Origin of the sequence: Streptococcus mitis (assembly GCF_002096755.1) — a bacterium.
GTDB classification, from domain to species: Bacteria; Bacillota; Bacilli; order Lactobacillales; family Streptococcaceae; genus Streptococcus; species Streptococcus mitis_AC.
In genome coordinates this window covers 1-21,899 of the sequence record NZ_NCVF01000017.1, presented here as the reverse complement: position 1 = coordinate 21,899, position 21,899 = coordinate 1, and the positions used below count along the sequence as shown (strand labels likewise).

The 21,899-nt window shown below is 36.1% G+C and carries 22 protein-coding genes and 1 pseudogene; all 23 read right to left on the bottom strand.

Features of this window, described 5'->3' with window-relative positions; all coding sequences use genetic code 11:
* Nucleotides 1-3: 3 nt before the first annotated feature.
* The gene (locus B7700_RS01125; RefSeq protein WP_084886571.1) at nt 4-1,629 is read right to left on the bottom strand and encodes a helical hairpin domain-containing protein; all 1,626 of its coding nucleotides are present in this window, start codon (nt 1,627-1,629) and stop codon (nt 4-6) included.
* 6 nt (nt 1,630-1,635) lie between these two features.
* Nucleotides 1,636-2,010 carry a plasmid mobilization protein gene (locus tag B7700_RS01120; RefSeq protein WP_001278769.1) on the bottom strand — a complete coding sequence of 125 codons (375 nt, stop codon included), beginning with the start codon at nt 2,008-2,010 and terminating at the stop codon, nt 1,636-1,638.
* Nucleotides 2,011-2,213: 203 nt separating this feature from the next.
* Nucleotides 2,214-2,474 carry a hypothetical protein gene (locus B7700_RS01115; RefSeq protein ID WP_049478278.1) on the bottom strand — a complete coding sequence of 87 codons (261 nt, stop codon included), beginning with the start codon at nt 2,472-2,474 and terminating at the stop codon, nt 2,214-2,216.
* Between the two features lie 65 nt (nt 2,475-2,539).
* Complete coding sequence (locus B7700_RS01110; protein ID WP_084886568.1) at nt 2,540-5,764, bottom strand: PBECR4 domain-containing protein; 3,225 nt, start codon at nt 5,762-5,764, stop codon at nt 2,540-2,542.
* 18 nt (nt 5,765-5,782) lie between these two features.
* On the bottom strand, nt 5,783-6,121 hold the full coding sequence (locus B7700_RS01105; protein ID WP_084886565.1) for a hypothetical protein: 339 nt from the start codon (nt 6,119-6,121) through the stop codon (nt 5,783-5,785).
* Between the two features lie 12 nt (nt 6,122-6,133).
* Entirely contained in the window at nt 6,134-7,972 is a 1,839-nt protein-coding gene (locus B7700_RS01100; protein WP_084886563.1) for a VirD4-like conjugal transfer protein, CD1115 family, read from the bottom strand.
* Nucleotides 7,973-8,506 carry a hypothetical protein gene (locus B7700_RS01095; RefSeq protein ID WP_084886562.1) on the bottom strand — a complete coding sequence of 178 codons (534 nt, stop codon included), beginning with the start codon at nt 8,504-8,506 and terminating at the stop codon, nt 7,973-7,975. It abuts the gene before it with no gap.
* Between the two features lie 52 nt (nt 8,507-8,558).
* Nucleotides 8,559-9,548: an LPXTG cell wall anchor domain-containing protein gene (locus tag B7700_RS01090; protein WP_084886559.1), complete on the bottom strand. Its 990-nt coding sequence runs from the start codon at nt 9,546-9,548 to the stop codon at nt 8,559-8,561.
* Between the two features lie 59 nt (nt 9,549-9,607).
* Nucleotides 9,608-10,486, bottom strand: a complete 879-nt coding sequence (locus B7700_RS01085; protein WP_084886556.1) for a hypothetical protein — start codon at nt 10,484-10,486, stop codon at nt 9,608-9,610.
* Complete coding sequence (locus B7700_RS01080) at nt 10,470-10,742, bottom strand: hypothetical protein (protein ID WP_084886553.1); 273 nt, start codon at nt 10,740-10,742, stop codon at nt 10,470-10,472. Before B7700_RS01080 ends, B7700_RS01085 begins: the two co-directional genes overlap by 17 nt.
* An 11-nt stretch (nt 10,743-10,753) precedes the next feature.
* The gene (locus tag B7700_RS01075; protein WP_084886551.1) at nt 10,754-11,398 is read right to left on the bottom strand and encodes a hypothetical protein; all 645 of its coding nucleotides are present in this window, start codon (nt 11,396-11,398) and stop codon (nt 10,754-10,756) included.
* An 18-nt stretch (nt 11,399-11,416) separates the two neighbouring features.
* Complete coding sequence (locus B7700_RS01070; RefSeq protein ID WP_084886548.1) at nt 11,417-14,002, bottom strand: phage tail tip lysozyme; 2,586 nt, start codon at nt 14,000-14,002, stop codon at nt 11,417-11,419.
* A gap of 11 nt (nt 14,003-14,013) precedes the next feature.
* On the bottom strand, nt 14,014-16,380 hold the full coding sequence (locus B7700_RS01065) for a VirB4-like conjugal transfer ATPase, CD1110 family (RefSeq protein WP_084886545.1): 2,367 nt from the start codon (nt 16,378-16,380) through the stop codon (nt 14,014-14,016).
* Nucleotides 16,334-16,693: a PrgI family protein gene (locus B7700_RS11170; RefSeq protein ID WP_239822539.1), complete on the bottom strand. Its 360-nt coding sequence runs from the start codon at nt 16,691-16,693 to the stop codon at nt 16,334-16,336. The genes B7700_RS01065 and B7700_RS11170 overlap by 47 nt, the downstream gene beginning before the upstream one ends.
* Before the next feature lie 66 nt (nt 16,694-16,759).
* Nucleotides 16,760-17,179, bottom strand: a complete 420-nt coding sequence (locus B7700_RS01055) for a lactose transporter (protein WP_192855640.1) — start codon at nt 17,177-17,179, stop codon at nt 16,760-16,762.
* A gap of 45 nt (nt 17,180-17,224) precedes the next feature.
* The gene (locus B7700_RS01050) at nt 17,225-17,956 is read right to left on the bottom strand and encodes a type IV secretion system protein (protein ID WP_084886542.1); all 732 of its coding nucleotides are present in this window, start codon (nt 17,954-17,956) and stop codon (nt 17,225-17,227) included.
* A gap of 22 nt (nt 17,957-17,978) precedes the next feature.
* Nucleotides 17,979-18,203 (bottom strand): hypothetical protein, encoded by a 225-nt coding sequence (locus B7700_RS01045; RefSeq protein ID WP_020902610.1) that lies wholly within the window; start codon nt 18,201-18,203, stop codon nt 17,979-17,981.
* Between the two features lie 5 nt (nt 18,204-18,208).
* Nucleotides 18,209-18,514 (bottom strand): YdbC family protein, encoded by a 306-nt coding sequence (locus tag B7700_RS01040; protein WP_239822538.1) that lies wholly within the window; start codon nt 18,512-18,514, stop codon nt 18,209-18,211.
* Nucleotides 18,511-18,849 (bottom strand): hypothetical protein, encoded by a 339-nt coding sequence (locus B7700_RS01035; protein WP_084886536.1) that lies wholly within the window; start codon nt 18,847-18,849, stop codon nt 18,511-18,513. Before B7700_RS01035 ends, B7700_RS01040 begins: the two co-directional genes overlap by 4 nt.
* A gap of 285 nt (nt 18,850-19,134) precedes the next feature.
* Nucleotides 19,135-19,968: a replication initiator protein A gene (locus B7700_RS01030; protein ID WP_084886534.1), complete on the bottom strand. Its 834-nt coding sequence runs from the start codon at nt 19,966-19,968 to the stop codon at nt 19,135-19,137.
* Between the two features lie 2 nt (nt 19,969-19,970).
* Entirely contained in the window at nt 19,971-20,132 is a 162-nt protein-coding gene (locus tag B7700_RS11165; protein WP_020902600.1) for a hypothetical protein, read from the bottom strand.
* Nucleotides 20,133-20,377: 245 nt separating this feature from the next.
* Nucleotides 20,378-21,622: an N-acetylmuramoyl-L-alanine amidase family protein gene (locus B7700_RS01025; protein ID WP_060627605.1), complete on the bottom strand. Its 1,245-nt coding sequence runs from the start codon at nt 21,620-21,622 to the stop codon at nt 20,378-20,380.
* Nucleotides 21,623-21,711: 89 nt separating this feature from the next.
* A pseudogene (locus tag B7700_RS01020) lies at nt 21,712-21,899 on the bottom strand (N-acetylmuramoyl-L-alanine amidase family protein); the annotation flags it as partial.

Genomic DNA, 21,899 nt, shown 5'->3' with positions numbered 1-21,899 from the left:
ATTTTATCCTCCTAATTCAATATTATTTTTTTGTTCTCGTCTTAATTCAGCATTTCGTTCCAGTTTTTCATACTGAGTAAAGTCTTTAACAATACTGTCAAATTTTTCCTTAAGTGCTTTCCGCTCGATGGAAACCTCGACCACCTGCTTTTCAATTTCTTTAGGATTGACTGAAGGTGAAATGTTCAATTCTTCCAAAATTTGATAAGCTACTTTGGCATCAATCGGATTGTCTGCGTGAATATCTTCAAGCGCTGAAGCAATTTTATTGAGTCGCTCGATCTTCTCATCCAATCTATCAAGTGACTCTTGTGTTTCTTCAATCTGTCCCAGGAAGCGGTCATGTAACTCATGAAATTGGTCTGAATCGGATACCCCGTGACTAACCAGGTAATTATATTCTTTGACCAACAAATCCAACTTGGAAATGTTAGGGTTCTTGGTTAAGATATATTCTCCGCTTTCGTAGGCAAGTTGATTGATAAGCGTTGACCCTTTCATGAATTTATTGCTTGCTGAATTGTCAGGATTGATGAAATAGAAAAAATCTGACTTCTTGATAAAAACATCAAAACTTCCATCCTCTTGTCTATCAACAAGGCGACTAGGAATTTTGACCGTACCTTTGTTGGCAATACCGTATTGCATTTGAAGATAGATACCTGTGTCCGTCTCATGCTCGACCTGCCACGGTTCAATCTTGACCCGTATTTCAAAATCTTCTTCCTTCTCAGCTTGTAACTTGTCATACTCACTCTTGATAATTTCCAACGGATAGACAATTTCATTTTTAGCCAGGCGCTCCTCAATCTGTTCTAAAGAGTACCGTCCCTTTTTAGATAAAGTTCTGTCACGAGTATTTCGTTTTTGGTCTTTATCCAATAATTTATACTTAGCATATTTCCCCGTAAAATCAACTGCAAGATTTAACGCCTTTGCCTTTTCTTGAAAATCTGAAAGGTTGGTTGAATGCTTCAGGAGAAACTCAAGCCGTGATTTAATTTCTAACTTGAAAACATTTTCTTTTTGGTAAGCTGAATATTCTTTGTGACCGAATTGATTTTGACGGTCAAGAATTTTTGCACCTGCCAGGTCTGCATACTTGTCAGAAATTTGTTCAAGGGCTTTCTTTGTTCCTTTTTGCCATCTGAATTTATTGAGTGTGACCGAGTTAGTGGAATTGATATAAATGTGATTGTGAAGATGCCCCTTATCCATGTGAGTTGCAATGACAAATTGATGACTGCCACCTGTCAACTCAAGAGCTGTCTTCCGTCCTATCTCATGTACTTGCTCAGGTGTTAAATTGTCTTCAGGGGAAAAGGACTGAATGATATGGTGTGCCAAAACATCATTTTTGACCAACTCTTCATTATTGATTGGTCTTCCTTTTTCCAAATTGGCAAGTTGCTTTAACATCATAAATTCTGAATAAGCAGACTCAACATCAATCACCAAATTTCCTGAAACTAGCTGAGAGACTATCTTACCATCTACAACCTTTACAGGAAAGTTCAAATCAGAATCAATCAATTCTGTTCCAATAGTCTTAGCACCATCTTCAATATACTTGATACCATCAGCTAACTTGTTGACCGATTTTATCTGCTTAACTTTTGTAACAACCAAGTCAATTTACTCCCTTCTGTCTCTCATCATTTTTTCAATCATAGCCACTTCTTTATCAAAACTGTCATCCATCAACCGCTTAACTTCTGCAAGTGAAGCCTGCAAATTTTGAAAGTTTTCAAGTGTAATTTCTTCAGTTGTATTGACGTACTTTGCAAGCTGATTGATATTTGTACCAATACGATTTATCTCAGTTCTTAATTTTATCAGTTCAGAATAATCAACCGTGACAACCTCGCCTGTCAAAAGCATATAACGGGCGTAGGTGTTGAAATTTGAAAAATTATGATGCGCCATCCTCTGCTTAATAAGATCGTTTTCTTGAGGTGTCACTCGCATCTTTTTTTGAATTTGTCGGTATAATTTCTTTTCGTCACTCATTTTCTTCCTCTTTCAATTTACTTGACATCTGTGCCGTAGCCCTCTATACTTTTCAAACTGGCAAGCATAGCAAGGTGGTACCACCTTGCGAAATTTAAAAGATTTTTCCAACCCCAAATACTGGCAATTCTGCCAATTTGGGGTCGGTAAATCTTTCAAAGTTTTGGGGAAAATCCCCAAGCCCCTTAGTCGTCTTTCAGACCTTAGTTGACTTCAACTTGTTGAAGCAACTCCTCTTTTAAGGACTGGTAGTCCTCATCTGAAAGAGAGTCAAGATAGGAAATTGTTTCTTGATATTCTTCAGCTAAGTCAGGGTCAATGCTTTTGAGTTCGTCCGCATCTTCATCTAAAAGGGCGATGGCTTTTCTGCGCTTGGCTTCAATAAAGCTTTCATTTCTTGTGTACGTTCCATTCTCGAAATAGAACAAGTTGAGAAGTAATGTTGTTTCAATAGTGTCATTCATGTTTTAGTCCTCCGTTTGTTTTCTGCGACTCATAAAGCCTGCGGATAATTGAGCGACAAGGTCTTCTACAGGTTCATCTCGTTGTCGCTCTTCTGCTCTTTTTTTGGAGCATCTTTCGCCTGCTCTTTCTCTTTAGGGTCAACCAATTTTTCTTTAGATTGGTTTTTCAAGCGGTCAAGTTTTTCTTGAAAGGCATCCTTTGTCAGTTCTTTAGTTTGATACTTTTCAAGGGTTTTATCAATTTTTGAAATCAAACTATCTGCTTCTTTTTGTACAATTTTAATTTGACCTTCTAAGTCAGATAGTCCGTTAGGGTCATCTGTCCATGTTGCCAAATAACCAAAACTGTACTCACTTGTATCTAGCCCATAATGACTAGCTACCACAAAAGCAACTGACTCAGCTTGTAATTCTGCGGTACTTCTTTTAAGAGGAGTTTCTTGTAATTTCTCCATGTTGTGTAGATCAGAATGTGCCATTTCATGAAAGATTGTTTTTAGTGTTTGTTGCTCAGACATCCCTTGCTTAATCACAATTTCATTGTTGGTTACGGAATAAAAACCGTTAGAGCCTTTAGTGTCTTTGCTAAATGAAAGGGGAACACCATTAGCTTCAGATACCTCTTTAGCTGACTTGTAAAGATTGCCATAATCTTCATAAATCCCCTCAAGTTCATAGACTGGTTTGGGTAATTCTTTTCCATTTGTCTGTGAGACATCAAAGACTGGGACAAGTTTGAAAGACATGAATGTTTGTTCATTTCCATTCTCATCTAAGAGTGGTTCATTAGTTTTAGGGTCTCGTCTTTTTAGAGTTATAGGGGCAAAAATCCGTAATGACTTTTCTCCCTTATTGACACTTCTCTCAAATTCATCCTTCCACTTTTTGAAGGATGCCACGTGAGAAGCTTCAGGGTTTTGCATTAAAATCAACTGAATATTTCTCGGTGAGTAATTGTGAAATTTACTCATTTTGGTCAAGTATTGTTTGTAAGTGTCAGACTGAAAATAGTCTTTAACGCCATCCTTCAAAAGTTGAGAAAGCCCCTTACTGTCTTTTGCCTGAATCAGTTCAGCAACGCTTTTTTGTGGTTCAGGTGAAGGTTGATTTTGATTATTTGGATGATTGCTGTCAATCGGGTTTGACCCATAACTGACCTCTTCATGATCTGACTTTCCGTCACCGTCTGTGTCAGCATTAAAAGGACTTGTCCCTTGAGCTTTTTCAACTTCATCAGGAATACCATCACCATCTGAATCACGTTCAAGCTCTTCTTTTCGTGCTTCAGCTTGTTTTTTCTCTTCGTCTTCTCTGAGAATTTGCTCAATGCGATTTCTCAAATTTGGTTCATTATTGTCTGCCATAGCTAGACCTCCATTTTGTAAATTTGGTTCATCTTTAAAGGGTTCAAAATCTTTATTTTGTCGCAATATATCAAGCATTGCTTGTCCATTATCTTTAACAAATTCAGGATTGATTGACATTGTTTTGATGCTGTCGTCTTTCTCAACAAAGACCCCTAATATCGTTTTTTCTTGATTTAAAGTATCCAGTTCAATGTTGAGCGTTCGGCTAGGCTTCAGCAATGTTGCAGGGAAGGTTGAGTTATCATCCGTCCGAAAAGCTAAAAGAATATCTTTATCGTCTGAACGAATAGCACTTGAAACATCTAACCGCCCCATCTTCTCAACGGAAGATAAATCATCAAAGACAAAAGAATCTGACTCAAAGATTTCAGGGAGCATAGGGAGTAATTTTGCCCTATCTCTAAAGCCAATCCCAACTGTTAAATTTGCAAAATCGCCTTTTCCTGAAGCTACGTCTTCAATGAATTGCTCTGATAAATTTTCAGCCCACTCATGATAAACAGGAGCAATCCCTGTCAAGTGCATCCAATGCCTTTTTTCAAAATCCACCTGAAGCATCTGAACGTCTTCTTTATCCTGGTAAAAATACGTGACCTTACTATCAGCCAACTCATTAAGATACCAGTCAGCCGATTTTTGAAATTCTTCAGCGTAACGATTGAGATACCTCAAATCTTTATCAGTCGCATAATGATAGCCATTTCTAAGCCCAACACTTGACTCTTTTGACCTATCAATGTTAAAATGTAATTGAACATTGGCAGGAAAATCAGGTTGAGTCTTTGACTCTTCAGGCTGTGGTGCTGTCCTTGAAGGTTCGCCTTCTAAATAACCGGAATTGCGATTGATTAGTTCGCCCCCAATGTTATTAAGTGGCTCTTGACTTCGGTCAAGGGCTTTTTCTTTGCTCTCCTTCAGGTAATCATTCCAGTCCATCTTGTCCTGACTTTCCAATCTCGGGGGGAGATCTGGAGTCAATCCAATTTCTTTATTGGTCAACCGCTCAATAAAGGCGTGACCTGCTTCATCATTATCAACTGCAAGGGTAATTAAGTCCTGGTGCTTTCCATCCTTAAAAAAAGTGCTTAATTTAGCTGTTTTAGCGAGGAAGGAAGATTTTTTCTCCTGGTAAACCTCATCATCAAGTTCACCAACTTCAGACAAGAGTTCTGCCACGTGACGACTCACCGTTGATTCTTTTAAGCCATCCATCGCAACCAGGCGGACATCTTCAAGACTATCCTTGTGAAGCTCATAATAGCTCATCAAATCAATAGGAGCTTCCGCAAAGACTAATCGTTTAGGTGTTCCAATATCAACGTGCATTCCCGTCATACCATCAGAAGCCCTCATAATCTGTTTTAAGCGCCCTCTCTCGTAAAGGTCATGATTTTCCTTAATACCTTGAAGAGAAGCGCCTATAACCTCTCCTTGGTTGTCTAAACTCTTGAAAACAATGACAGGTTCATAGTAGTCCCCTGTCTTTTTAGTTGCTTGTGATAAGACGTTTTTTTCTACGAAAAAATCGATCGTCTCATCAGACAAGCCCCTGACATCCTTCAGATATTCCCTGGCTTCTATGAACTTAGTTTCATAAGGCTCAAGGTAATAGCTGAAGGGTTCTTTTTCAGGAACGTTGGTCACATCGACCACGTCAAAACTACCTTCTTCCAAGAAGTGTTTTGCTTGCTTAAAAGAAAGCTTCTCCCCTGTCAATTCTTCCTGAACGACTTGAACCATTTTAATCACATCACCGCCATTGCTACGGGCAAACCAATTGAAATAATTATCTCTAGTATTAATTGTAAACGAATCATGTTCTGCCCATGAAAAAGTGTTTGTTCCTGTACGCTTAACTTCCATTCCTAGCTTATTTGCTACGTCCAGGATTGATAGATTTTTTAAGTTTTCAATATTTGTCATTGGCACTTCCTCTATTCATTAAGTAGCTATTATTTTAGTTTGAAGTAATGAATCTATATTTTCTTGTAGATAGTGTAGTTGATCGTGTGAAATAGGAATACTTTCGACTTCCAAGATGCCATCATATGTTGTAGGATATGTAAAGAGTTGAGGAGCTAATGTTATAAACTCCTCTAGTTCTATTTCTCTTATGATTGTGCTAATAAAATGATTTAGGATTTCACCTGGTTCAATATCTTCTGTTACACGTTCTTCCAACGCAAATTGTTTTAGTGCAGAAGCTATTGTTGATATATCTAAAGCTGAAAAGAATGAATCAAAATAGCCTATGCCTTTTACTTTCTTTGTTTCTTTCATTGTCGTCTCCAATTATGAAATTTCAAAAGGTAATTCCATTGTCAATATTTCAGAAGCACTAGCATTTATTTGCCTGTTATGATTTACATTAATGTCCCAGTCATCCATATCAGACATGGAACGGGTATAACGATACCAGTTCGTATCACTTGGACTATTCGCCAGTTCTTTAGCACGTGGATGCTGAGATACATTAGTTTTCTTATCTCTGAATACATTTTGTTTTGATATGAAAATTAGAGCTTCATCAACCCCAATACGAGCCACCTCATCAGGTGTGAGCAAGTCACGTTGAATCGTCTGAAGAGTCTGGCTGCTTGACCCTTGCACTCCTCTTGTTTGCGACTGATTCTTAACATTGATAGTCTGCTTACCGCTTCGCATTGAGAAATAGTTCATTGTTTCCTTATCATTCGTCCCCAAGTAAACCAGGGTAGCACAGTTATTGAATATGGTCTCCCATTGGTCTTTATAGAGTGCCTTCAATTGACTAATGGCTTGAATGATAATATCAATTGAAATCTCACGGGAGCGAACTGAAGAAAGTGTTTCCGTGAAGTTTGGGAAACGTCCAAAGTTGGCAAATTCATCTAATATTAGTCGTATGTGAAGTAAATCTTCAGCTTTGCAATCATTATGTAATCCCTGGATAATTTCATCTGCCGTTTTAGGTAATTGTCTAAACATCATTGTAAACATTGTTGTAGCAATAAAGTTGAAAGACTTATCTGTTTCAGGAATAGCGATAAAGACGGCTGTTTTTTCAGTCTGCCATTTTTCCATTTCCATTGAGTCACGGGCGGTCAAGTTTCTAACCGCTTCATGGTCAAAGACGGCAAAACGTGAAGAAGCAATAGATAATACAGACGTCATTGTTTTGCCTTCAAAGTTGCTATTAAACAATTCCCACTGCCTATTAGCATAGTTACCTGGTAATTCCTCTTCGAGTTCTTCAAACATTCTTTCTACAACACTAGGAATTTCATCATCATCTTTTTTGATATTTCTCAAAAGGTCTGCTACTTGAGCAATATTTGGCTCGTATTTATTTAATACCTTTCCATCAAAATAAAGATATCCAATTAATGCCCTTATTAATAGCATTTCTGCCTGATTCCAAAAATCTTCACCAATGTTATCTGACCGTTTTGTCCCTGCGATAATCGCTTCAGCAACTCTATCAATATCTAGCTCATCGTGCATATAGTGAAAGACGTTGAACTGATTAGAGTTGGTCAGATTGACCAGGTCAAAGACTTTGATTTTGTAGCCGTGGTCTTCAAACATTTTTCCTGTCTCACGGACAAGAAGACCTTTCGGGTCAGTGACAACAAATGAACTATTCATTTGCATCAGGTTAGGTTTCACAAAGGTGAAAGTTTTCCCGTCCCCTGGTAAACCTACTGTAAGAGTATTTTTGTTCAGTTGTCTATTAAAGGGAAGGCGTTTATTATAAAGCCCCATTCGAGCATTTTGACTAAAAATCATATCATTTTCAGGATTTTTATCTCTAAACGAAGCTATTTCTTGAATCGTTGAGTAACGTGCCGAGCCGTATTCTTCGCCATGCCGATAACGCCCCCTATCACCTATGCGAAAATAAAACATTAGAACAATAAATGATGCTGTTCCTCCGCTGTACAGGCTTATGGTTGTAAATTTAAAATCTATTAATGATTTACTTGACCAATTATTGATCATCCAATCAATACGTGCATTATCAAATAAAATGACTCCTGGAGTCATAGGAGCAGTATCATAAAGTTTAACTAGCCAATGTACTACGTAAAAAAGAATTAGCGCCACAACTACGTAAGGAAGAAATTTTCTTTTTTTCTGTTCATTAATCATTTATAAACCTCTTTCTTCTTTAGCCTTTGTTTTTTTAGCTGTTTTCGTGTTGACTTTTGATTTCATATCACGCTTGACTTGTTGTTTATAATAGGCAATTTTTTGCTTGAGATTCATATTTTTAGGTGAATTAATGATTTTTTCATTTATTTTTTCAGCTTTGGTTGGATCTGTCAAATCATTAATGACCCCTTTGAAACTTGCTTCCAAGGCTTGCACGTTCTTTGCATCAATAGCTATTGTACTTGTACCGTTACCATTATCTTTTATAGAAAAGCCAACTTCATACTGCTTTAAATATTCTTCAAGACGTTCAGAGTTCAGTTCAGAGTTCAGAAACGTTTCAAAATGTTTTGTTTCCTTTGTTGCCATAAACTGATTCCAGTTGATTTTATCCGTATATGTCTTGTTTTCAAGATAATGATTAAATTTGTGATACGATTCTTCAAGTGCATAATACATTGATTTTAGGAGCATTTCTCCTGTTAATTTATATATATCGGCTACTTTAATTCCTATTCTCTCCTGATCCATTTTTATCCTCCTTTCTAAAAAAGCACTCAAAAGAGTGCTTTTATCGTATTCCTTAATTTGAACGTTTCTTTAAGAAAAAGCTCACGACTATAGCCAATAGTCCAAAACCTGCAGATGTTAGTAATATACTTTCTTTAAGACCAGTATTTGGAAGTGTTTTGAGCTTACCATCTTTGTCAGTAACCGAGATAGTCTTATCTTCATTAACTGTTCCCCCAACTACCTCAGGCGCTACTACAGAACCATCTGAGAGGACAACGTTGCCGTTCTGAGTGCTTACAATTGAAGCACCTGTTTCTGTCTGTACTGGTGCGCTAGGAGATACTTCTTGAACAACTTGACCTGTTACTTGCGACGTTGTTCCTACCTGAGAAGCACCTGCTTCTACAGCGGTTTGAGCAGATACGCCAGGGTTATTTGTTGGAACTTTTACATCAGGAATTAATGTAGTTGTTCCCCCATCAATAGTTGGAACACTCACCTTATTATCTGACGTAGCATTGTCTTTTTTGTTCTTATCTTCAGAAGTCGGTGTAGTTGCTGAAGAACTGCTACTTGATGAAGCTTGTGAGCTTGAACCAGTTGCTACAGTTGCTCCAGGATCAGTTGGAGCTACAACAGAAGGCTGTTCTGAAGGTGAAGTTGGAACAGTTGTATCACTTGATGGAGTTGTTGTAGTTCCAGTATTTGGTGATACAGCAGGAACAGTTGTATCACTTGATGGAGTTGTTGTAGTTCCAGTATTTGGCGCTACAGCAGGAACAGTTGTATCACTTGATGGAATTGTTGTAGTTCCAGTATTTGGCGCTACAGCAGGAACAGTTGTATCACTTGATGGAATTGTTGTAGTTCCAGCATTTGGCGCTACAGCAGGAACAGTTGTATCACTTGATGGAATTGTTGTAGCTCCCGTATTTGGCACTACAACAGGAATAGCTGTTTCATTTTTTGAAGTGTTTGTATCTGCATAAGCTATTTGAGCGCTTGCTGAAGCAAGTACGACAATAGATGATAGTGTGATGATTTTAGCCCATTTTTTCATGTTTTCTTCCTCTTTTGTATTTATTTTAATGTTGATTTTAATATTGATTTTAATGTTTGTTATTCTGCAAAACCTGTAATAATAGGTTTACCTACGATTACATAGCCATACATTGATTTTTCCTCTTCACGTACAGGAAGAGTCATTCTAATCGTTTTAATATTATTCGAGTCTTCTGTTGTAGTGATCACAAATGTAACTTGAATAATATCTTGTGATTCGGTTAGTGATTCGTAAATTGTTGATTGTGCTTTAACTCCTTTTTTGAGTTCAAGACCTTCAGACTTCATTTCACTGCTTAAAAAATCTACAATATTTTCACTTTTTCCAGTATAGAAATTTGCGATAAAAAATCTACCAAAAACTTCAATTTTCCCTTGTTTCTCTTCAAGCTGTATCCGATTTTCAAGCTCATTAATTTTCTTAGATTGAACTTGAACAAGAGATAGTGAAGCAATAGATGCTATTGTAATTAAACAGATAACTATTGTAAGAACAAGCGAACCAAACCTTAATTTTCTAGTTTTTACTGGCTTATCTGAGACTGATTTATTAATCAATTTTTCTGTCTCTTTTTTATCTTCAACCAGGTTATTTTGAGATTGTTCTACGCTCTTAAGAGATTCTAACTTTTTATCTTTTTTAACAGAGGTACGCTTTTCTTTTTTCTGCTTATTTGATTTTAAAAATCCAAATGATTTTTTTTCTCTTTTAAAACCAAATCCTGAGAGCGCTTCTTCCACAATTGATTCAAGAGGGAGAGATAAAGATAGACTGTCTAAAATGATCCCCTCTTCTCCCAATTGATCTATTTGAATAGTTATAGTTTCTCCTCTATCTTCTGCCCAAACCGACCTATCATTAATAAGAGATAGTAATTCATCCCTATTTTGACAGGTTTCTTGCTGATTTGTTTGTAGATTAATAATTCTGAACATGACCCTCACCGACCTCTTCAGAAGAATTTACCTGGTTAGAATTATTAAATGCAAAATTTTCAAATTCATCAAAAGACTTACCTGACTCAGCCATTAACGCAATGATATATTCTGCTTGAAGTGCATTAATTTTCGCTTCATACTCTTTTTCCTTTTGATTCAAGGCTCTTTTCTGTTCTTGAATTTTTTCTAACTCAGCATTAAATTTTTCAAGTTTTCCCTTTAATGATTGTGTTTGTGACTTTTTCGGTGCCATATTTTTCTCCTTTAATTTGAATTTGAGGTGCTAGGTGTTGTCGTTGGTTTTGTTGATGAATCTGTTGTAGAACCTTCAGATGGTTTTGTACTATCCAAAATTCCATAGTCACCTGTTTGGTCTGTTAAAATAATGGATTCCATCTTATTTACTTTCATTTTGCCATTTTCATTAGTATAACTTATTCTCAGCGTCTTTTTGTTCAAAACATTTTTTTGAGCAGTGTTATAGTTTTTCTTTTCATCTAGTAAAGTATTTACATAATTTACTTGCGCTATAACTTGTAACTTCTCTTGATTGATATAAATTTCTGCTGATTTAAACTGAAAATCTACAACAAATCCTTTATAGGTTTGGCTCACAGGTTCTTCTTCTTTAGCTATTGTTTGTTTATATAGACCATCAGTCATATACTCTTTATAGCGATTCCTATTCTCTCCAAGGTCTTTTTTGGTATAATAGTTCACTAAAAATTCTTTTACCTCTTCCTGATTAAGCCCCTCCTGTTTTGCTGTCTGTTTACTTTCAGCACTCTCCTTTTTTTGATTGTGATCTGCTACTGTTTGTCCTATACCTACTCCAAGAAATACGGCAAGGATAATCAATAGTATATAACCAATAAATTTTATTACTTTTAATTTAGATGAATCTATCATAATTCTCCATTCTTTCTTCTATTTTGGCGGAATTGCAAATGAAAGGTAACTTTGATTTGTCCAAAGAGTCCAATGTATTCTATCTTGAACTCCTCGAATATTACATTCAGAAACTAGAAAGCTGCCATCTTCATTTACATGTTCAACATAAGATACATGCCCATACTCTTCAGGAGTATTCCAAAAACCACCTTGAATTGACATAACTGCTCCTGCTACAGGAGTTGAACTGTATTGCCATCCCCTGGCAACCAATCCTCTAACCCAGTTCTGTCCATCTCCTAACCAATTATAATGAGGAGCTCCTGCTTCTACTAATCGATTATACACGTACCAGGTACATTGGCCAATAGGATAAGTATTACCATCAAGACTAGCCGAAACGGTAGCTCCTGAAGGATAACTAGATATTTTAGATGAATACTCTGAAGGGAAACCCCATGAACTTTCTAAAACAGAACTTCCTCCTCTAGTGTGACCTCTAGGATTTTTGAGATACGATAAAACTTGTTGTGCATTATGTTGCCGTTCTTTTACTTTATCTCCTTCGTTCCCTTCCCAATTAACCAAGAATTTATTAGTTAAATAATCTACATCATCATTTGAATGAAGGATATTCTTTAAATGTTCAATGTAGTAAGGAGAATCACCATTTAGCATGAAGTCAAGTTGAAGTTCAAGATCATACCATTTTTTTCCTTTTTCCTTAGCATAGTTCAATAACATTGTATGTCTAATCGAACCATCACGGGTATCAGTCCATTGTCCAAGTCCAATCCCTCGATGGACAATATTTGGATATTTCCCGTGATACACTTCAGCATTCCCCATATTCAACCAGGTAGGGTCATCCCAAGAGCTAGCTGAAGCTCCCACGGGAGGATTCAGATAATCTCCTTCAGCACGTTTTGCTGTTATTGAAGATTCTGTCCAAAAGTTTCCTAGAATTGCTGAGATACCATTTAAAGTTACGCTACTATCTTGTTTTTTGAAGAAGTTGTATATATCATTTATTTTTTTACCAATATCACCGTCTAGGTTCATATCTGAAATTACTGAAGTAGTCTGATTATACTCAACTTTTGGAAGATAGAAACCAACATTTACCCAAACCCATTCTTTCTTTTTCTTGTTTTTGAGTTTTCTATAGTAAACTTCTTGCCCTCCTACATCACTTACCTCACCAATTTCATTCCCGACTTTAATCTTATCACCATCATTGACACGAACACGAGTTACATTCTTATAAGTAAATTCTGCCGTTTCTGATGATATAATCACATCTTGCTCTTTTACAGAAATTGTACCATCCATTACAGCATAAAGTTTTGCCCCTTGATTCGCTTGCAAAACAGAACCATTATATATCTCTGTTTTTGAAACATAGCCAAACCTTTTATCGATACGTATAGGATCTATTTTTTCATCATCTGACGTTGAATTAAATGGATTGGCTAAATCATTATATGTTACATAATAGCCTACTTGTTTTGCCTGTTCTAAGACTTCGTTATACTCTTTTAACTCGGATTCACTCAATCTTAGATATTTATTTTCAGATGAAGTATAGATATCAGACATTGTTTTTAGATTGTCTTTATCTTTATTTAATTCTCCCCAAATATCGGAAAGAAGCTCCCTGTAAGAATGATTTAATTCCCACCACTTCTTATCCGTATTATAGGGTGAATCTAGCTTGTAATCTTCATACTTGTAACCCATGAACATCATTATTTCATCAATATTTGTCCAATAATCGACCTTATCTGTTGATTTTTCTCTATCAATTTTTGAAATATGAGTCCAGGCTTCTGTAAGATCAAACTCGTTTTGTGCTACAGTCGAACTTCCTCCTCCTGCCATTGCCCCAAAAATAGCAATTGCTAAAAACATAATAAACAAAACGATATATGATTTTGCAGTTAAAGGATTTTTTAGGATAGTGAATAACGGCTTACTAATTTTAGAAGTTACTTTTTTTACAGTTTTACCAAATCTCCCTGCTTTAGAAGCATTAGTTTTCGCTCTTAATAGTTGGTACTTATTTTTTACTTTTGTTTCCCAACGAGCTTTAACAGGTGTTCTTGTAAACCCCTTTCCACGAACAAGATTGTAAGTCCTATTTCCTGATGCATAAGCATTTCTTACTGAATTTGAAGCTATTTTGATAGAATACTTTCCAATTTTTTTTGCTTGTCTAACTTCTACATGTGCTCGTCTGATATTCTGTCTTGCTGAAGCAACATCTTCTAAATAGTCATTATCTTGAAAAGCACCATCTACAAGTTGAGTTGCTTGATTATGTGCCAATCTACCGACTTTTTGGGGAGTCGTTCCTCCATTTCTCTGAATCGCTTGCCTTCTTTTAACACCTGCTTCCTTTTTTCTTTCTTTTAGCTGAGATATTTCTTTACTAGCAACTTGTCGCCTTGCATTTTTCTTCTGCTTCAGGTAACGCTTTTCTGCTTCTGTTTTTGGCTGTAAAAGCTGTTTATCCCTCTTATCTGCTTTAGCATATTTTTTTCTAGCATTACGAATGTCTTTTTTGGCTTCCTTATATTCACGAGTTGCTTGACGTAATTCCTTCCTTGTCTTTCTTGACAAAATTACACCTCCTACGCATCTGTAGCAACTAATTCAAATAATCGTGTATGTCGAGGAATTGGATTTTCAAAAGGTACAACCACTTGACCTGCGACAATCAAGCCCGTTCCTTTTGCTTTTGGTTTTTCAATATACCTGGTAAGAGTTGGAGTAAGTGTAATGGCTTTAGAAAGAGCCAATAAGTCTGATTTCTTGTGTTTCAAGAGAATCATAAACTCACTATTAGATACCAACTTGCGCCCTTCTTCTTTGTTCATCAGGGTTTCAATATTTTGTGTGATGGCTGTTGCAATCGCCCCGTATTTACGAACCCGTGAATACAACTCTGTAAAGAAGATAGCCTGGACTTCTTCTTTGAAGAAGAGCTGTACCTCGTCGAAATAAATGCGAGTAGTGAGTTTCCCTTGGGAAGCGACAACTTGATTCCAAATATAATCCTGAATAACCATCATTGCAAATGGCTTTAATTTACCTGTTAAACGCTTCAAATTGAAGACAACAAAACGATCTGTAATATCTACGTTTGTTTCATGTGCAAAGATATTTTGTGAACCTTTAGCATATATTTCTGATTTAAGCGCTAACTCCTGGGCTTCAGGTTCTTCCTGCTCTTGTAAAATATCGTGCCAATCTGCAAGCGTTGGCGTTCTATCTTCATCCGCAAACCGTTTATAAGTTTCACGTGTCACACGGTCAATAATGGTATATTGCACGTCACCGACTTCATCAAGGATTGATTCAAACAACCCCATCAGAAGATTTGATTTATCACCAATTGGATCATTATCTTCGTCCTTCAGTTGACTCATGTCAGGCAAATCTAACAAATTTAAGTGCGACTTAGAACCGATAAAAATATCGACTTGTTGAGCGCCAAACTCTCTACCAATATCTGAATATTCATCTTCAGGGTCAACAATGATGATACGGTCTTCAGGGTTCTTCAGATAAGTTGGTATAATTTCCATAGTTTTAACTGTAACAGATTTACCTGAACCTGAAGAACCAAGTACAACCCCTGAACCAGTATTAAGGTCTGCTTTACGGTCAATTGTAATAACATTATTAGATAATTGATTTTGGCCATAATATAGTGCACGTGGGCTTTCTGACTTTAAGTCAACATTTGTGAACGGTACTTGTGTAGCTATGTTTGCAGTAGTCATATCACGAACAAATCTACGCTTCACATTTAAAAAAGTGTGCCCGATAGGAAGAATTGTATTCAATCCTTCTTCTTGATAATAATAGCACTCCTGGAAGTCAACTCCTACTTTACGAGAAGCAGTCAGAATCTTATCCGTGACACTTGCTAATTCTTCTTCATCTTTAGCTTTGAAGTAAATAGCAATAATTCCTGAGAAAGCCTTTTGATCGTTATCATCAATCTCTTCTTTCCAACGTCTCGTCGATTCTGAAATTTCCCTGGCTCTACCACTAACGGCTAAATCTTGATCGATACCTTCTTGAGCCCCTGAACGTTGAGCTTTAACCATTTCAGCTTTAATTGTCGTATCAATGTTATTGATTTTTTTCATAAAACTGGATGGCTCATAAGGCTCTGCATGTATTGTAATCGCCAACTCAACACCAATATCGGTAAGATTTTTAATCATCTTGTCAGTAAGAAAAGTAGGGAAATTTTTAGCATACATGACTCTAGCCACTTCTTCGTTAATACGAAAACGGTTCTCTAAAAAATGAAGCCTGTTAGGTGCAATAAAGTCTTTTGTATGCAATTCAGACAATGCAATATCTCTGAATGAATAAGGTAACTTCCGTTTACCATTTAGCAGTTCAGAAAATATATCAAGCCTTTCTTTTCCACCCAACTCTTTAAATGTAATATCCATCTGAGCATATTGATTTTCAAGAGAGTTCCCAAGTTCATTCAGAATAGAATCTGCTTGACTTTTATTATATGCTTCAGTTCTAAGAGTAACATATTTCTCTACCTGAAAATTTTTAGAGTCGCTTGAAAAACGACTTTCGATAATTTCATTGTACTCTCTGCGAAAATCATCAAAACCGTCTCCAACTTCATCATATTTGATTTGGTCAACAGCGTTGTCTTCGATTTTCCGATTGATAACCAGGAGCTGATAAGTAGAGCCTGCATCAAGTGAATTGAGCGCTTCAGCGTGTGTATCAATCACGTCAATCTTTTCTTCCTGGTTAGCGGATAGATAGGCAACGTCACCCAAGCGATAGGTTCTTGACCATTCGTTTTTAGCAATGTGCATCAACCCACTTTCAAATAAACTATTATATTTGATAGTATTTTGAGTAGATGCTTTCAATGAGCGTTTTAGACGTGCTTTTCTCTCTTTTTCAGCTTTCGTCATACTCTTTGACTTTTTTCCAATACTTAAAATCATCTTTTTTGAGTTCCTCCTCTTCTCTAAATTCTGTAATATATGAACGTTTTTGAACTTTTAAATTAAATAATATCTTATCCTTGACTGATTCATCAAATCCTAGTCCATAAACAATAAATGGCGGTGCGATCAGTAAAGCTACAAGATACATAAAAATATCTGATAATTCCATTAGCGATATTGAAATAGTTAAAGAGATAACAATTCCTATACCGAGCATCATAATTAATAACCGCTTTGTCAGTCCAAATGCAATTGGTCTTTCGTAATTATCAAATTCTTTCAGAAATTCGCTTCCTAGTTTATTCATCATTTTTCTTTCTAGCTATAATAAAAACACTTTGCAAGCAAAGTGTCAGTTCAACATATTAAAGTCAATTTATTCTTTTATTTGAGCAATCGTCACAAAAATTGAAGCTATGAAGCCTAAACCCATTATAGTTAATACAATTGTTGTATTAAATGGATGGACACCAAGTGACATATTGTTAAGAATAATTGTATCATATACGATATATGCAATAGCCCAAAAAATTGCAAATCCAATAGATAATTTGATCCAATTAATCAATAAATTTATTAAAAAGAAAGGAGTAGCAATCAGAAATCCAATAATCAAAATCAGACCTGATAAAAACATACTAAAGAAGTTGCCAATCATTGACCAAATGGAGCGTTTCACTCGTTTTGGAGCGTTTGATTGAACTGACGTAGAGGTTTCTAATGGTTCTTCTTGCGATTGAGGAGACAATTTGAAATGGTTTCCTTCTCGCTTGATATAGTATCGTTTTTCTGACATGAACTCACCTCCTTATGGAACTATTTTACCAAATTTATTGCTTTTTTACATGGCATTTAAAAGTGTTTTTGCTAATTTTTGACTTCCGAATATTGCAATAATATATACAACACCTTTTCCAATTGATGCAAATGCAACAACCCAGTCTCCTGAACCTGCTTTAAACATATCATCTGTTACTAATGCAGGATAAAGGCTCACTATAATAACAATTAGAAGTCCTTGCAGTGCGTATGATGCAAAATGCTTCAAAAAATTAATAGCAACTGGTCTTGTTTGCTCTGACATAAAAAAGGCAACAATTAATGGTGAGATTGCTTTCAAAATATACATTTGGAAAAAACGTAAGAAAACAATTATTTTGGCACAAATATCACCAATAAAATCAACTGTTTTAGCAACAAGTGAAACAATCTGTTTAAAAATCCATCCACTGATGCCTGAAGTGTCAACCTCTACATCAAATGATCTCTGTGGTAGAACTCCATTTACCAAAGTAATTCCTTTGTTAAATATCAAAACAATAAAGTCAAATATTGCAGAAATATTATATACTAGCAAAAAAGCAATAACATATCCTAGCGCAACTTCCATCCATAATTGAACAGTCAGACTTCCTCCTTCTTGTCCAAGTCTCTTATTCCAAGAGATTATATCAACTAAAAAGAAACTTAATATCAGGATTGAAGCAACTGGCAACAAGGCATTATTGATTTGATCAGAATACTGGTTGACTGTTGAACTATATTCAGCTAGGGAATTAGTAATATTATCCATTCCCTCTAGCTCCTTTCAGGCTTTAGTTGATTGCTTGAAGCGCTGCAATGATTGCTTGACATACTGCACCACCGATTACACCGATAGCTCCACCATTTACCATCGAATTTGCGCCTTTTTCTTGACGCATTGAATCGTTATTGTTACGACCACCAAAGAAATCGATGGCTCCTGATAAAACCCATACAAGCCCAGTGATGATTACGACTGCTTGAACAATTTGAAATACTTTTACTGCTGTTTCCATTAGATTTAATCCTCTTTATTACTTTCTGTTAAGTTTAGTTTTTTGATTGAATTCATGAGAATAATCATTTCATCCTCAAAAATCGTGATTCCTTTGCCTGCTTTTGTATAGTCACTATTCCATGACCTTATATCAAATTTAGGCTGTGTTCCATTCCAAGAAACTTTATTAAGTTCCTTCTTCCATCCTGATTCATTTTCAGATAATATTGCAATATGTTCTACAATATCAAAAGAAACAGGAACATTATTATCTTTGATTGGACGACTGGCAAGGTTCATACTTTTTCTCCTGTCTTGCCCAACTGTCATTTTTCTGTCCTCCATACTTTTTTTTTACAGCGGTGAAAACCTCGTCCAGTTAATTTTAGAACTTTCTTAGAACCATATCTACATCTTCTAGCTATAAGAACTCCATGTCGTTCTATTGTACGAATTGATATGAAAATATCTTTATATTCAACTTTAAGTTCCAATTTCATTGGACGTCCTGCAATATATCCTTTTTTTGATATAGTGCCATACTTAGCTTTTAATTTCACTATTTGTCCATTATCCAAGTATGCTGTTGCACCACCTTCTTTGCCTAATTGTTTTAGGTCTCTTATGCAAACATCATTGTCTGCTTCCTCTTTAAATTTATTCATTCTTTTCTCCTTCTCGAATAAATTCAGGTTGATTTACACCCATGCCGTATAACCCCCCTCGGTTATATCCGTGTTTCATGCGCACCGTTTTGTGGTAATATGCAAACGGTCAAAACCTGCTTAAATGCAATTTGTGACTGAGACTAGATCTCTAGCTTTACATTCCGCCCCCAATTTTTTATCTCATAGTCACGCTGTATCAGGACAGAAGTTGTATTCTATTGTCAACGTTCCTGGTAGTTTATCGACTTGCCAAGGTCAAATCAGATTATACTGAAAAGAAAACTATATATTTTGCTGTCTTTTTGCTTGTTGTTTCCTTATGTTTTGATTCCATTCAGCAACTATGCCATTAAAGACATACTCAGCAATCCTCTCCGAGGAGCTAGCATATTTCATATTCTCTAAAGCGTATTCATAGCGGTCATCAAAATGTACCATCGCATAATCAGCGGCTGACTGTGAAAAGTTTTCTTTCAGCAACTGGGCATGAACCAAATTCCAAATATAGTCTCGGTCGTACTTAGTCACCTTATCAACTTTTCGGGAAAGATTGACTCTATTTTTTTCTTCAGAATTTTGAGGGGCTTTCTCTTCTTCCTCCTCTAAACTAAAATCAGTATCACTAAACTCAGGCTCACTAGAATCAGTATCATTAGGTTCTGAAATTCCGAAGTCTTGAATTCTGTTTTCCAGAGTTCCAGAATTCGGAATTTCAGAATTCTGGAAGTCGGAATTTCCGAATTCCGCTGGTATCAAGGGTTTAGCCTCATTTTCAACCTTTAAAGAACCAAGATAAATCAAATTTGGTTTGTTTAAACCTTGGCGAACTTCTTCAAGTAGGTCATATTTTTTCAGCTCTTTTTTCAGCTTAATAACCTTATCTTTTCCGTAACCTAACATCTCTCCAATTTCTTCAACGGTAAAGATGAAATAGATATTTCCATCAGCATCAATCCAGTTGTTTTTTACTGATAGCTCAAATCTATCCTTTAGGATGGCATAAAGCAATTTAGACTCAGCAGACATCTTTTTATAGAGTTCAGACTCAAAAAGCAACTTTGGTACACGGAAGAATCTTTCTCCGTTATTAACCTGTGCAAGTGAGATTCTTTCCATACCTAAACCTCCCTAAATCTAAGGTCACCTTTTGAGTTAAAAGCAATCAATCCAAAAGATTCTAGTTCTTTAATGTTGTCTATTAATTCTTGACGGGTTATCCCTGTCTGTTTCATCAAGAATGAAACAATCAATTCACGTGTTTCTTTTTCTTTTGATGTCATTTGTGACCTCCTGAGATTAAATTGAGAAAAACAAAAGAGAACGCTATTCACGTTCTCTCAATGTTATTTATTCAATTCTCCCAATTTAGGACACATACATGCGCTTTTCAATCCTGCTGGAAGTATGGTTTCTTCTTAATTTTCTTTAGAATTCAAATATAATCTTATAAAAGGTATTCAGTAGTGGCTGATTACAGTTAAAAAACGAATCGCCCATACATCCCTCATTAGGCGATTCGTTTTTCTTATTTAACCACAACCACTTTGTAATATTCGTTTGAGTGTGGAGATTCAATCTTAATTTTTTGACCATAGAAACCATCGATTTCTTTGTCAAGATAATCTCTAACTCCTGATGGCAAGCGTTTCATCTTAAGAATCTCACCGGATTGATCCGCATAGGCTAGAATGTGATAGTGAGTAGTGGTTGCTCCATCATCAATCAGTACAAAGTAACCTGTTTTAAGCTTACCTTGTTCATTTTCTAAATAGTATAGTTTATTGTTATTGATTGTGAAGTAAGTAGACGGAAGTCTAAGTCGTACACCTGGGTCTTCTAGATAAAGATCATTGCCAACTTTTTTGATTTCTGATCTAGTTGTCATCTCTGGAAGTGGTAATACTCTACGACCATCTGCTCCAAAGTAATATCGACCTGGCAGATTTTGGAAATTACGAATAACAGCTTTAGGATCAATTTCTTGTCCTTTTTCTTTATTATCCACTAAAGCTAAGGTTATATTTGCAACATGATCCCCATATTTGTCGGAAAACTTCTTGAACTCAGGTTTGACATACCAAGTGTTTTTAGCCACTATAACATCAGTAAATTTATTCCCATCATATTTTGCTTTAATCAGATATTCATATCCATCGCCTAAACGAACAATATCATCATGTTTATAAGGGCTATCTTGTAAAGTGAACATATGTCCATCCTTGCTGAGAATATAGCCTGTTCCATCACTAGAATTTACAACTCTATCAGAGGCCATTGCACCTGATTGTTCAAAATAATACCAATCACCATTTATGCACTCCCAACCTGTCATCATAGAACCACTAAAATGAAGATAGTACCATGTGTTGCCTTCTTTGTACCAGCCAGTACGCATAGCGCCACTATTAGCTAATGAGTACCAGGTGTTACCTTCCTTATACCAGCCAGTGCGCATGGCACCACTATTTGCGAGTGAGTACCATGTATTGCCTTCCTTGTACCAGCCTGTGCGCATAGCACCACTATCTGCTAGTGAATACCAAGTATTGCCTTCTTTGAGCCAGCCTGTCTGCATTTTACCAGTGCTGTCAAAATGATACCATGAGCCAGCATTTTGTACCCATTTGTTTTTAGCGAGACTGCCATCTTGAGAAAGATTCCAGTCAGCACCATTTTTAACCCAAGTATCTGCAGCCTGTGCTTGGTTGATAGATAAAAGCAGACCAGCACCTATAAGCAAACCAAGAGTGAATAGTTTAGATTTTTTCATAGTTATTTCCTCCTGTTCTATAGTGAAATGAACATGACTTCCTAGTAAACAAAACTGTTCGCTTTTTTCTTTTTACTATGTCAGATAGTTTATTTCACAACAGAAACATTTCCTGTTGAACTGTCATATCTAACAGTTTCTCCATAAAAACCGGAAATTCCTTTTTCAATATAATCACGGAAATCATTAGGCAAAACTTTCATCTTCACGATTTCACCAGATTCATCTGCATAGCCCAAAATATGGTGATCTTTAGATAATAATCCGTCCATAAACA

Coding starts and splice junctions, on each gene's coding strand:
- B7700_RS01120 (WP_001278769.1), bottom strand. CDS start 2,010: ATGAGTGACGAAAAGAAATTATACCGACAAATTCAAAAAAAGATGCGA.
- B7700_RS01115 (WP_049478278.1), bottom strand. CDS start 2,474: ATGAATGACACTATTGAAACAACATTACTTCTCAACTTGTTCTATTTC.
- B7700_RS01110 (WP_084886568.1), bottom strand. CDS start 5,764: ATGACAAATATTGAAAACTTAAAAAATCTATCAATCCTGGACGTAGCA.
- B7700_RS01105 (WP_084886565.1), bottom strand. CDS start 6,121: ATGAAAGAAACAAAGAAAGTAAAAGGCATAGGCTATTTTGATTCATTC.
- B7700_RS01100 (WP_084886563.1), bottom strand. CDS start 7,972: ATGATTAATGAACAGAAAAAAAGAAAATTTCTTCCTTACGTAGTTGTG.
- B7700_RS01095 (WP_084886562.1), bottom strand. CDS start 8,506: ATGGATCAGGAGAGAATAGGAATTAAAGTAGCCGATATATATAAATTA.
- B7700_RS01090 (WP_084886559.1), bottom strand. CDS start 9,548: ATGAAAAAATGGGCTAAAATCATCACACTATCATCTATTGTCGTACTT.
- B7700_RS01085 (WP_084886556.1), bottom strand. CDS start 10,486: ATGTTCAGAATTATTAATCTACAAACAAATCAGCAAGAAACCTGTCAA.
- B7700_RS01080 (WP_084886553.1), bottom strand. CDS start 10,742: ATGGCACCGAAAAAGTCACAAACACAATCATTAAAGGGAAAACTTGAA.
- B7700_RS01075 (WP_084886551.1), bottom strand. CDS start 11,398: ATGATAGATTCATCTAAATTAAAAGTAATAAAATTTATTGGTTATATA.
- B7700_RS01065 (WP_084886545.1), bottom strand. CDS start 16,380: ATGATTTTAAGTATTGGAAAAAAGTCAAAGAGTATGACGAAAGCTGAA.
- B7700_RS11170 (WP_239822539.1), bottom strand. CDS start 16,693: ATGATGAATAAACTAGGAAGCGAATTTCTGAAAGAATTTGATAATTAC.
- B7700_RS01055 (WP_192855640.1), bottom strand. CDS start 17,179: ATGTCAGAAAAACGATACTATATCAAGCGAGAAGGAAACCATTTCAAA.
- B7700_RS01050 (WP_084886542.1), bottom strand. CDS start 17,956: ATGGATAATATTACTAATTCCCTAGCTGAATATAGTTCAACAGTCAAC.
- B7700_RS01045 (WP_020902610.1), bottom strand. CDS start 18,203: ATGGAAACAGCAGTAAAAGTATTTCAAATTGTTCAAGCAGTCGTAATC.
- B7700_RS01040 (WP_239822538.1), bottom strand. CDS start 18,514: ATGACAGTTGGGCAAGACAGGAGAAAAAGTATGAACCTTGCCAGTCGT.
- B7700_RS01035 (WP_084886536.1), bottom strand. CDS start 18,849: ATGAATAAATTTAAAGAGGAAGCAGACAATGATGTTTGCATAAGAGAC.
- B7700_RS01030 (WP_084886534.1), bottom strand. CDS start 19,968: ATGGAAAGAATCTCACTTGCACAGGTTAATAACGGAGAAAGATTCTTC.
- B7700_RS11165 (WP_020902600.1), bottom strand. CDS start 20,132: ATGACATCAAAAGAAAAAGAAACACGTGAATTGATTGTTTCATTCTTG.
- B7700_RS01025 (WP_060627605.1), bottom strand. CDS start 21,622: ATGAAAAAATCTAAACTATTCACTCTTGGTTTGCTTATAGGTGCTGGT.